The organism is Nosocomiicoccus sp. HMSC09A07, assembly GCF_001808485.1.
GTDB classification, from domain to species: domain Bacteria; phylum Bacillota; class Bacilli; order Staphylococcales; family Salinicoccaceae; genus Nosocomiicoccus; species Nosocomiicoccus ampullae_A.
Genome location: NZ_KV793634.1, coordinates 137746 through 150011 on the forward strand (window position 1 = coordinate 137746; position 12266 = coordinate 150011).

The window sequence follows — 12266 nt, forward strand, 5'->3', positions numbered from 1 at the left end:
ACAAAACTATCTAATAGCTTGAATACTCATATAGTAATGTGAGATTATAATAGAAGATAAACTATTTTTAGGAGGATACTTTTTTATGGATTACTCTATGAATCACTATAGACACGAACCATTCGTGGACTATACGAAAGAAGAAAACAAAGCATGGGTTAAAGAGGGAATTAAAGAAGCTCAAAAGATCTTCGGTCAAGAATTCCCATTAGTTATTAACGGTGAAAGAATTTTCACTGAAGATAAAAGTGAGGTATACAACCCAGCAAACAAATCAGAAATCATCGGATACGTTTCACAAGCGACACGTAAAGAAGCAGACCAAGCGATGGAAGTTGCAAAAGAAACATTTGAATCATGGAGAAAAACTTCATTCTCAATGCGTTCAGATATTCTTTTCAAAGCAGCACAAATCGTACGCGACAGAAAAGCAGAATTTACTGGTCACTTAGTGAAAGAAGCGGGTAAACCATGGAAAGAAGCGGACGGAGAAGTTGCTGAAGCAATCGACTTCTTAAACTACTACGGACGTCAAAACTTAGAATTAGCGAACGGTAAAACAGTACAATCACGTGCAAATGAATACAACCGTTTCGATTACATTCCTTTAGGTGTTGGATATGTTATCTCACCTTGGAACTTCTCATTTGCAATCATGGCAGGTACTGCAGCTGCAGCACTTGTTTCAGGTAACACAGTATTATTAAAACCTTCTTCAAACACGCCAGTTGTTGCGTACAAATTTGTTGAAGTTCTTGAAGAAGCTGGATTACCAAAAGGTGCAATCAACTTCATCCCAGGTTCATCAAGAGAAATTGGTGACTACTTAGTTGACCATAAAGATACTGCATTCGTATCATTCACTGGTTCACGTGACGTTGGTGTACGTATTTATGAACGTGCAGCAGTTGTTCACGAAGGACAAGTAAACTTAAAACGTGTAATCGCTGAGATGGGTGGTAAAGACACAATCGTTGTAGACAGCGGTGTAGATCTAGACGAAGCAGCAGATGCAATTGTAAACTCTGCATTCGGATTCTCTGGACAAAAATGTTCAGCATGTTCACGTGTAATTGCACTTGAAGACGTACATGATGAATTACTTGCAAAAGTAGTAGAAAAAACAAAAGAATTAACAGTTGGTGACCCATCTGAAGATATCTTCATGGGACCAGTTATTGACCAAGCGTCATTAGATAAAATCGAGAAGTACATCGAAATCGGTAAACAAGAAGGTAAACTTGAAATCGGTGGTAAAATCGAAAATGAAACAGGTCACTTCGTTTATCCAACAGTATTCTCTGGACTTAAACACGATGACCAAGTGATGAGAGAAGAAATCTTTGGACCAGTTGTCGGATTCGCAACAGCTAAAGACTTCACTGAAGCAATCAAATTTGCAAACAACACAGACTACGGTTTAACAGGTGCAGTATTCACTAACAACCGTGAACATTTAGAAGAAGCACGTCGTGACTTCCACGTTGGTAACTTATACTTCAACCGTGGTTGTACGGCAGCAATCGTTGGATACCAGCCATTTGGTGGATTCAAGATGTCAGGTACAGACTCTAAAGCAGGTGGACCAGACTACTTATTACTCCACATGCAAGGTAAAACAACTTCAGAAATGTTCTAATATAATTCATTTCTATAATAGGAGGTGTCAGTATGACACAATCAAAAGATATCATTCAACTTGCTGATAAAGTAGCAGCACCAACATATAAACCTCTGCCAATCGTCGTTGACGTGGCAGAAGGTGTATGGGTAAAAGACCCAGAAGGTAACAAGTATTTAGATATGCTTTCAGCATATTCAGCAGTAAACCAAGGTCACCGTCACCCTAAAATTATCGAAGCACTTAAAGAACAAGCAGATAAAGTAACACTTGGATCTCGTGCGTTCTATTCAAGCAACTTAGGTGAATGGTTAGATAAACTTAACGAAATTTCTGGAAAAGAAATGGGTATTCCTATGAACACTGGTGCTGAGGCAGTTGAATCTGCAATTAAAGCAGCACGTCGTTGGGGTAAAGAAGTGAAAGGTATCGAAGATGGTAAACAAGAAATCATCGGTATGAATGGTAACTTCCATGGCCGTACGTTAGGTGCGATTTCACTTTCAAGTGAAGAAGCATATAAAGACGGCTTCCACCCATTAGTACCAGGTTTCCCACTTGTACCTTATGGTGATATTGACGCATTAAAAGCGGCAATTAATGAAAATACAGTTGCTGTAATCTTAGAACCGATTCAAGGTGAATCAGGTATTAACATCCCACGTGACGGCTTCTTAAAAGAAGTTCGTGAGTTATGTGATGAGAACAACGTTCTCATGATCGCTGACGAAATCCAATGTGGACTTGGCCGTAGTGGTAAATTATTCGCATGTGACTGGGAAGACGTTAAACCAGACATGTACATCTTAGGAAAAGCACTCGGTGGTGGAGTATTACCAGTATCAGTTGTGCTTGGAGACAAAGAAGTACTTGAGTTAATGACTCCTGGATCACACGGTTCAACATTCGGTGGTAACCCACTTGCAGCAGCAGTATCTATTGCAGCAATCGACGTTTTACTCGATGAAAAACTTGCAGAGCGCTCAAACGAACTCGGTGAGTACATGAAATCAGAACTTAAAACTATCGATAACCCAATCATAAAAGAGGTACGTGGACGCGGATTATTCATCGGTATGGAACTAACAGAAGATGCGAGACCATACTGTGAAGCGTTAAAAGAGCGTGGACTATTATGTAAAGAAACACATGACACAGTCATTCGTTTTGCACCACCTCTAATTATCGAAAAAGAAGATTTGGACTGGGCAATCGGACAAATTAAAGAAGTACTTTCTAAATAATACTAGAAGCCGAAACTCTCATACATATATGTGTATGGGAGTTTTTTTGTTGCCTCTCTACGGCTTCATCATTTAAAAGGTGTTATAATATAACAAACGATAATCGGTAGGTGAAACGATGCAGAAATATATCGAATTGTTTACAACTAAAGAAGGGCTGGAGCAGATATTTGAAGCGTTCGATGGCTTAGGTATCTTCGTCGGCTTATTACTCGTCTTTATAGAATCGTTTTTACCGTTTTTACCACTGATCGTTATCGTCATATTAAATACGAACGCGTATGGCTTTTTTATTGGATTTTTGATGAGTTATTTAGGAAGTGTAATCGGGAGTTATTCAGTATTTCTAGTCGTTAGAAACTTCTTAAAAACACCCGCAACGCGCTATATTAATAAACATAAAACGTTAATTAAGATGCGAGAATTCATTGACAAAAGAGGGTTTACGTTTTTATTTATATTAATGTCATTACCATTTACTCCCTCATCTGTTATCAACGTGATAGCTGGAGTATCTAACGTAAAAAAACGCGTCTATTTGTATATATTGATCGGTGCAAAATTTATAATGATACTATCGATTTCAATTGTCGGTCACGATGTAACGACATTTTTTACATCACCAACGAGACTTATATTATCAGTTGTATTTTTAGTCGTATTATATGTGATATCAAAATTATATGAACGTTATTTAAATAGAAAAATGAACAGTAATTAGGAGTGGCAGTATGTTAAAGGAAATTAGAGAATGGGTTGTGACGATAGTCGTCGCCCTTGTCGTCGTATTTTTAGTGAGACAATTTTTACTCACACAATTTGTCGTTGATGGTGCAAGCATGGCGCCAACATTTATAGATGGAGATAGAGTATTTGTAAGTAAAGTATCTTACAAGATGCATGACGTTGAACATGGGGACATTGTCGTATTTGATAATAAGGAAGGCGAAGCGTACATTAAACGCGTCATCGGTGTACCAGGGGACGACGTTAAAATGGTCGACAAAGAAGTTTATGTCAACGGTGAACGTATCGATGAAAGTTATGTTTCGTACAAAGGAGATTCTTATCTAGATAACTTTGAGTTATCAGACCTCGGTGTCAATGGTGAAATTCCTGAAGGCCAATATTTAGTATTAGGAGACAACCGACCAGTAAGTAAAGACTCAAGGCAATTTGGTCTCATAGAGGATGATCAAATTATCGGAAAAGTATTCTTAAGATTTTGGCCATTTTCTGAAATATCGAATGATTTCTCTGATTAATTAGGAGGTATACGATGATTAAAGTATGGACAGGTATAAGTGGTGCCGGTAAATCTAAAGAGATGTTTAGACAAATTAATGAGAAAACGGATAATGATCCACTTGGACATCGAATTTATATCATAACACCAACGCAAAACACTTTAACGTATGAAGAAATATTAACGACAGATGAAGATAAAACGTACAAAGGAAGTTTAAGAACGACAGTCTTAAGCTTCTCTCGTTTTATTTGGCATGTTTTTAATGAAATTGGACATCGAGAAAAAAATCATATTAGTGAAGTCGGACATATTATGCTTATACATAAAATCCTTGAGCAGTTCGAACCCGACACGTTAAAGTACTATAAAGATTCAAGGCAATATATAAAATTCTCGCAAAAGCTTTTAAAGACGATTCAAGAGTTTATTAACTATGATATTAGTGCTGAGGATATTGAAAGCTTAACGTTTAAAGATAACCGTACGAAAGAGAAGTATGAAGACCTCGTAAAAGTCTATCGCGCTTGGATCGATACAATTGAAGACTATTCAATTGAAAACATTAACTTAATGCCACATTTTTTAGAAGTACTACAGACAATTGATGTGAATGAAGTTGAAAGTTTAAATCATGCGACGATTTATATCGATGGGTTCCATAACTTTACAGAACTAGAACTTCAACTTATTAAGACGCTCACTCGATTTACTGATGACATTACACTTTTACTGATGCATAGCGGGGATAATTTAGAGCTCTTTAGAAAGACAGAAAACGTCATCGATAGTTTAAAAAGAGAGGAATTGTTTGGTAGCGATGGAGTTAAAGTCATCGAATTTTCTCATGAAAACTATCGTGCAAACAGTGAGGGGTTATATGAAGTTGAACGTTTTCTACGTAAAGGTACACCGATAAATAGTAATGACGGCGTTAAACTTATAAAAGCACCAAATATGAGAGTCGAAGTCGAAGAAGTGATGCGACAAATCGAAACGCTCGTCCGTACAAAAAATGTTCGATATAAAGATATCGGTATTTTATATCGAGATAGTAGTTATATTGAAGTACTTCGATATTACTTTGAGAAATTCGATATCGCATATTCAGTCGATCAAAAGTATAAAATGGTGCAGCATCCATTTATACAATTTATGATGAGTGTATTTAACGCCTATCGTCAAAATTTTAAGCGTGAATCGATCATTAACATTATGAAAAGTGGTTATTTAAATTATAAAAATGACGACGATGCATTATACTTTTTTGAAAACGTCATATTAGAATCTGGAATCGATTATAAATCCGGACTATTTAATGATGATTTATTTAGACGCTTTCTAGAAACACGAGACGACGGTAAAGAATTAAAACTCACTGAAGATGATGAACTAAAAATCAAAGCGATGCTCGACTATAAAAACAGAGTGCTCGGCGCATTAGAAAATCTTTACGCTAAATTGAACGACGGTGCAAAAGCGATTGATTACATCCGTACTATATATCGCTTTTTAGAAGAAAATGGTGTATTAGAGCGACTCGAACGACATATCGATGATATTGATAACAAAAATCGTCAAAACGAAACTGAAGATGCATACAATCACTTTATCGGTCTTCTAGATGACGCGAATATCGTATATGGAGAAGAAACGGTTGAGTTTAACATCTTTGTCGATAACTTAATGGAAGGTCTACTTGAAGCGGAATTTAACTTATTACCAGCAACGCTCGATGAAGTCACTGTTGGATTACTGGACCTTGCGAAAGTTGAAAATAAAAAATATATATTTATGATCGGTATGAACAACAACGTCATGCCAATGGATATGAGTCATAACGATATTATCACAGACGAAGAAAAAGAAGCGTTTGAATTGAACGACATTCAAATCTCTCCTAGAGATGAAGTACTTCGTCAAGATGAGCGCTTTGTATTTTATCATGGTGTGACGCGTCCAACGGATGGACTATTCATTAGCTATGCGGTGAGTAATTTAAAAAATGAGCCGACAAAAATTAGCCCGTTTGTTGAGGAGTTAAAAAACGCTTCAAACATGCCGGTTATCAATCCGTCTTTATATGGTACTCGAGATGTCGAATATAATATCTCCAGCATCAATAGTATGCGTGATTTACTCCTTGAGCATTTAAGAAATATATTAAATACACCGAAACAATATAAAGATACATTGACAAAAGGTGTTAAGGATAAAGTGTTTTTAGAAGCACTTCAAGCGCTTAAAAATGACGTTAATCATAAAGACATATTTAATCAGTTAGTGAGACAGTTATCGTATAAAAACGAAAGTGAAAAAATCGATACATCAGTCGCGACAGAATTATACGGTGACACTTTAAATGGGTCTGTATCGAGGTTTCAAAGCTTTTATAACTGTCAGTTCCAACACTTTATGGACTATGGTTTAAAAATCGATAAGCGTGAAGAATTTAAACTTGAAGCGGTAGACCTCGGTAACTTATACCACTCAGTTATAGAAGATGTGTTGAAAAATCATTTTAACTATGAACTTCGTGAAAAAACACCATCTGATATTAACAAAGCAGTAACAGAGTCTGTGAATACGGCAGTTAAAAATATTTCTCACGGTATATTTGAACATACGGGATACTATAGAATATTAAAACTAAAAAGTATTGAGACAATCACAGATGTCGTGATTAACTTACAACGTTATTTAGAGGCATCGAATTTTAACATTCAATATTTAGAAGAAAAATTCGGTCACGAAAGCGATTTGTTTGGTGCGTATCAACTCGAGACTGAAAAGAAAAACATAGTAAATCTACGAGGAGTTATCGACCGAATTGATACAAATGTACGTGAAGATGGTACTTATATCTCTTTAATCGATTATAAATCAAGTAAAACTAAAGATCTCGATTTAAAAGACGTATATCTCGGAACAGAACTTCAACAATTTATTTATATGAATATTATTGAGTCAAATGCTGATAAATTCGGAGAAAATGTACTGCCGTTAACGATGATGTTCTATCCAGTCGTAACTACAAAAACGAGTGCTAACAATCAAACGCAAAATAAATTATTGACTGCGAAAACACCTGAAAAGTATGAAGAGATGTTAAAAGAACTAAAAGAAGATCAGTTAAAACCAAAAGGGTTAATAGTTGTTAATGAAAACGACGTGGATTATTTAGAAGCATCGACTCTTGATAGTCTATCACCACTTTTAAAAGCGGAAGCTGATCCTAGAGGTTATTATAAAGGGTTTAAATCAAAAGGTAAGGTAAGTGGCCAATCAGAATCACGATTCTTATCCATTGATATGTATGAACGTTTTAAGGACTATGCGGTTGAGAAAGTAAAACATGCGGTTGATGATATATACGACGGCAATGTTAAAATAAACCCTATTTTAGAGAAAGGCGTGCTTGAACCTTGTCGTTATTGTAAATTTAAATCTGCATGTAACATCGACTATATGATGAACCAACGTGATTTTGTTGATAAAGATGCGCAAGAAATAACTGAAGCAGTAGAGAAAATTAAGCGAGGAGGCGAGGCAGTTGAGTAAACAATTTACGATAGATCAGCAACGTGCGATTGATACAAGAGGTAGCGACGTATTAGTGTCTGCAGCAGCAGGGAGTGGTAAAACAGCTGTCCTCGTCGAGCGTATTATTACGAATATATTAAACGATACATATTCTATCGATGAAATATTCGTATCGACATTTACAAACGCAAGTGCGAAAGATATGAAATCAAAGCTCGAAGAAGCATTAATTGATCGCTTAAAAAACTCGACAAACGATAGCGAAAAGAAACGTTTAGAAAGTCAGATATTAAAAGTAAATGATGCACATATTAGTACGCTACATAGCTTTTGTCAGTTTTTAATTCAAAACCATTACAATACGATTGGTATTTCTCCAGACATGCGCACGTTATCTAACGAAGAAACGACCACGTTAAAAAATGATGTATTAGATCAAATTCTTGAAACACATTATCAAGATAACGATGAAAATTTTGTAATGCTTGAGGAGTTTTTATCTACAGATAAACAAAACGATTATTTAAAAAGAGCAGTATTAAAGTTATATAACGAAGCGATTGCGACAGAACATCCACTTTCATTTTTAGAAGGGTTAATGGACGAGTGGTTAGATGTCGAAATGTTAACGGAAATTTACGACCGCTATAAAGACAAAAACTTAAAAATAATCGAAGAAGCACTTGAAGCGGTAGACCAGCTGCTAGAAGGTTTATTTTCAGTACATGTGGACTTAGATTATAACGATGCACAAATTAAAAAATTACAAAACCTCGCGGATGAATTTAAAGCCATCCATTTAAAAGTTAGAAATAACACTGCATCTTCAACAGAAGTAAATCAAAAAGTGCTTCCTAGAAGTACTAAAGTATATAAGAGTATCGAAGATGAAGCGGATAAAAACTATATTAGTCAACTGATTGATCAAACGAGTGAAAAGCGAAAAGCTGTTATAGGATTAAGCGTTATGACGTTAGATTCATTTTTAGAAGAAATGGCAAATATGAACGGTGTACGGAATACTTTTATACAGCTCGGAGTGGAATTAATTGAAGCGTATGGTAAACGTAAACGTGAATCGAACACGATGGACTTTAACGATTACGAACACTTTGCGATTAATATTTTATCTTGTAACGATGGAGAGATTAGTAAACTGTATCAGAATAAGTTTAAAGAAGTGATGATTGATGAGTACCAAGATACAAACAGAGTACAAGAATCGATTATTATGCGTTTAAAATCTGGTGATGCGCATGACGGAAACTTATTTATGGTTGGAGACGTTAAACAATCGATTTACAGATTCCGTCAAGCAGAACCTAAACTCTTTTTAGAAAAGATGGATGCGTTCCAACAAGAAGATTCTGGTACGTTAATTACGCTAAATAAAAACTTCCGTTCGAATATCGGCGTGTTAGAAACGACGAACTTTATCTTTAAGCATCTCATGGACCGAGAGGTCGGTGAAATCGACTATACGGATAACGAAGCGTTACACGTTGGTCTTGAGAAAAATAAAACGCCAGTACAAACGGAAATTGAAGGCATCGTATATTTAAAAGGTGCACTGTCTAAAGAAGAAGCAGAAATCAATTACGTCATCAAGAAAATTTTGGAGTTACGCGAACAAAACGTCGACTATAAAGATATCGTAATTTTAACACCAGCACGACAAGCCATCGATACGTATCATAGTAAATTTAAAGAATATAACATACCGTTAGTATACGAAAATAATACGGGGTATTTTGACACGCTTGAAATACGCACGATGGTGAACTTTATTTCAGTGATTGATAACCCGCTTCAAGACGATCATTTAGTTGGTCTGTGTCGTATGCCTTTCTTTAACTTTACAAATACAGATATCGCTAAAATACGAGTGAACGATGAAAATAAACGTGGATATTTCTATGAGTCTTTAAAAAATTATGATGTAGACGATGAAACAAAAGAAAAAATTGAGTTTCTTTTATCAGAATTACAGTTGTTACAAGAAGAAGCGAAATATCGTTCAGTCACATCACTATTAAAATATATGTACGACAGATACGATATTATAGAATTCTTTGCGGGACTTCCGAGCGGCGATACACGTAAGGCAAATTTAAACGGATTAATGATTTACAGTATGGAATTTATGAAAAGAAACTACCATTCACTGTATGAATTTATAAACTATATTCAGTACTTATCAGATCGTAATGTTGATTTTGGAGAGGAGCAAGTCGTGAGTGAGGAAGAAGATGTCGTTCGAGTGATGACGATTCACTCATCTAAAGGATTAGAATTTAAACACGTCTTTTTAGTGAATAATCAGCGCAGTTTAAGAAGTCGTGATTTAAATAATTCGATACTCGTTCACCCAATGTATGGTGTGTCGATGAAAACTTATGACGCGACACATAAACTTATACAGTCTAACTTACATTATGAATATATGAAAGATATGCTTCATAAAGAAGATATTTCAGAAAGACTTCGCTTATTATATGTTGCATTAACACGAGCAGAGGAATGTTTATACATCCCGTTATTAAAAGACGAACCGTTAGATAAGTTCGAATCGTATCAAGAAGAAAACGCATCGTTTTTAGACGTGTTTGAAATTAAAGACATTGACATCGATTCAATAGAACCGAACGTACCACTACCAAAAGAATTCAGGTTAAACGCTAGTGATTACAGAACATTACTCGCTCCAATTTTATTTGCAAATAAAGATAATCCATACTTTAAGACATCTATGTATTACGATAATGGAGAAGAGACTGCTGAAGTGACAGAACGTCTATCGCTTGATGACTTATTTGATTTAACGGATAGCGTGTATCCTTCACCAGAAATTATTGAACGACTCAATTATCAATATAAAGGTGGAGACGACTATTTAGAAAGTGTCAAAGACTCTGTCACTGAAATTAAACGCAGAAACGAAACGATCGATGAAACCGCAGAGTTAAGAACGGACATTTACAAAAAAGAAGTTCGACTTAGAAAGCCTGCATTTTTAGATGACACAAAAGACGCACCGATTTTTGGGACGATTATGCATGAAGTGATGGTACAAATCGTTCATCGAATAGACTCGATTATTCAAAGTGACAATAAAGAAAGTTTAGTGCGTGCAATCGTTCATAACTACACAAAAGATTTAGAATATGTAACTGAAGAGAATAGAGCACGAATGACGGAGTATGGATTACGATTTGTTGAAGATAAAACAATACAATCTATATTTAAAGAGTCTCTACAAAACTATACAGAATTACCATTTATAATGAGTCAAAAAACGATCGATATTAGTGATGTAAATGGTAAGATGGTACAAGGTATTGTAGACTGCTTAGTGAAACATGATGATCGTTATATTATTATTGACTACAAAACGGATCGAGTTACAAATGAATCAGAAAGAGATTTAATTGAGCGATACAGTGTTCAGATGGATATTTATAGACGTTCAATTGAACACGCATTAAACGCACAAGTAGATGTGTACTTATATTATTTCAATTATGGAGTGTTAAATGTCTATGACTGTCAAAAAGGATAATGCACTCATTGGTTTTACAATTATTTTTACAATGTTTGCCGTCGGGATTTATTATTTACTTCCGATTATTTACGTAAATCCTTACGAGTATTTATATGGTAGAGAGCTGAGATCTTTTCAGCTCTACCATTTAATATTTAGTGGGGTAATGATACCACTTCTGTCTCTTGTGACAGGGTTAATCATTTCAAGGCAAGAATATGATAAGGTAACTGTCTTAAAACGGTTATCTCTTGTATTTTTAGTATTACTTGGATGTAGTGTATTATTTAATGGTTTTATTATATTATTTGTCATCCCATTAAGTGGTATGGTCGTTTTATTTTTTAGAGAAAATTCATTAATAATAAGCTTAATTACAGCTGTTATATTATTAGTTTTATATTTAGTCGTTTGGACAATTATACCAGCGTTAACGTCCGTTTCAACGAACGATATTATATACTCAAGCATCCAACAACTGAATAATTATCTTGGAGTATACCGTGAAAAAGATATCATTTCGATGATTGAATTAAACGTATCTTCCATCCGTGCAATGGATTTCTTTAGTCTGTTTATGTTCGTCTCACTACCATTCACTTTTATCGGTAGTATATTAGAACGTATCGATATCGAGACGTACTTTAAAACAAAAGGGTATATTTTAACACTTGTTGTATTAACGAGTGCACTTCTTATAAAAATGATCGAAGTGTTAAGTTTAGGCAGTAGAAGTGGAAAACTAATCGGCGAAAATATCGGGGGTATGATGCTCGGATTTGCATTATTCTTAACGATAATATTACTGGTCGAGCAAGCACCAAAATTAACGACACTACTGTTTGAAATTCCTGGGAAATACGTGTTGTTATTATTTATCGTATTTAACTTTTTAATGAGTATAATTTTTTACGGGATAGGATTTAATTATTACGGAGAAGTCACAGTAGCAACGCTCGTTTTAATTATATTTATAATACTCATCGTATTATATGCGATCATGCTTATATTAAATAAATTCAAAATTACACTTTTAGAAATTTTTAAAAGTAATCGTTAGTTAATTTTAAA

7 protein-coding genes are annotated in these 12266 nt (G+C 35.0%); all 7 read left to right on the forward strand.

Annotated elements, in window-relative coordinates; genetic code table 11:
- Window positions 1-85: 85 nt before the first annotated feature.
- The 7 genes from pruA (at window position 86) to HMPREF3177_RS05060 (ending at window position 12255) form a co-directional block, all read left to right on the forward strand.
- Window positions 86-1639, forward strand: a complete 1554-nt coding sequence (gene pruA, locus HMPREF3177_RS05030; protein WP_371327357.1) for an L-glutamate gamma-semialdehyde dehydrogenase — start codon at window positions 86-88, stop codon at window positions 1637-1639.
- 32 nt (window positions 1640-1671) lie between these two features.
- The gene (locus HMPREF3177_RS05035) at window positions 1672-2865 is read left to right on the forward strand and encodes an ornithine--oxo-acid transaminase (protein ID WP_040929361.1); all 1194 of its coding nucleotides are present in this window, start codon (window positions 1672-1674) and stop codon (window positions 2863-2865) included.
- Window positions 2866-2983: 118 nt separating this feature from the next.
- Window positions 2984-3586 (forward strand): TVP38/TMEM64 family protein, encoded by a 603-nt coding sequence (locus tag HMPREF3177_RS05040; protein ID WP_070457409.1) that lies wholly within the window; start codon window positions 2984-2986, stop codon window positions 3584-3586.
- A gap of 10 nt (window positions 3587-3596) precedes the next feature.
- Window positions 3597-4130 carry a signal peptidase I gene (gene lepB, locus HMPREF3177_RS05045; protein WP_070457411.1) on the forward strand — a complete coding sequence of 178 codons (534 nt, stop codon included), beginning with the start codon at window positions 3597-3599 and terminating at the stop codon, window positions 4128-4130.
- Window positions 4131-4144: 14 nt separating this feature from the next.
- A complete protein-coding gene (locus HMPREF3177_RS05050) occupies window positions 4145-7672 on the forward strand; it encodes a PD-(D/E)XK nuclease family protein (protein ID WP_070457414.1) in 3528 nt (1175 codons plus the stop codon).
- The gene (gene addA / locus HMPREF3177_RS05055) at window positions 7665-11213 is read left to right on the forward strand and encodes a helicase-exonuclease AddAB subunit AddA (protein ID WP_070457416.1); all 3549 of its coding nucleotides are present in this window, start codon (window positions 7665-7667) and stop codon (window positions 11211-11213) included. Before HMPREF3177_RS05050 ends, addA begins: the two co-directional genes overlap by 8 nt.
- Window positions 11188-12255, forward strand: a complete 1068-nt coding sequence (locus tag HMPREF3177_RS05060) for a DUF418 domain-containing protein (protein WP_070457418.1) — start codon at window positions 11188-11190, stop codon at window positions 12253-12255. The genes addA and HMPREF3177_RS05060 overlap by 26 nt, the downstream gene beginning before the upstream one ends.
- Window positions 12256-12266: the final 11 nt, after the last annotated feature.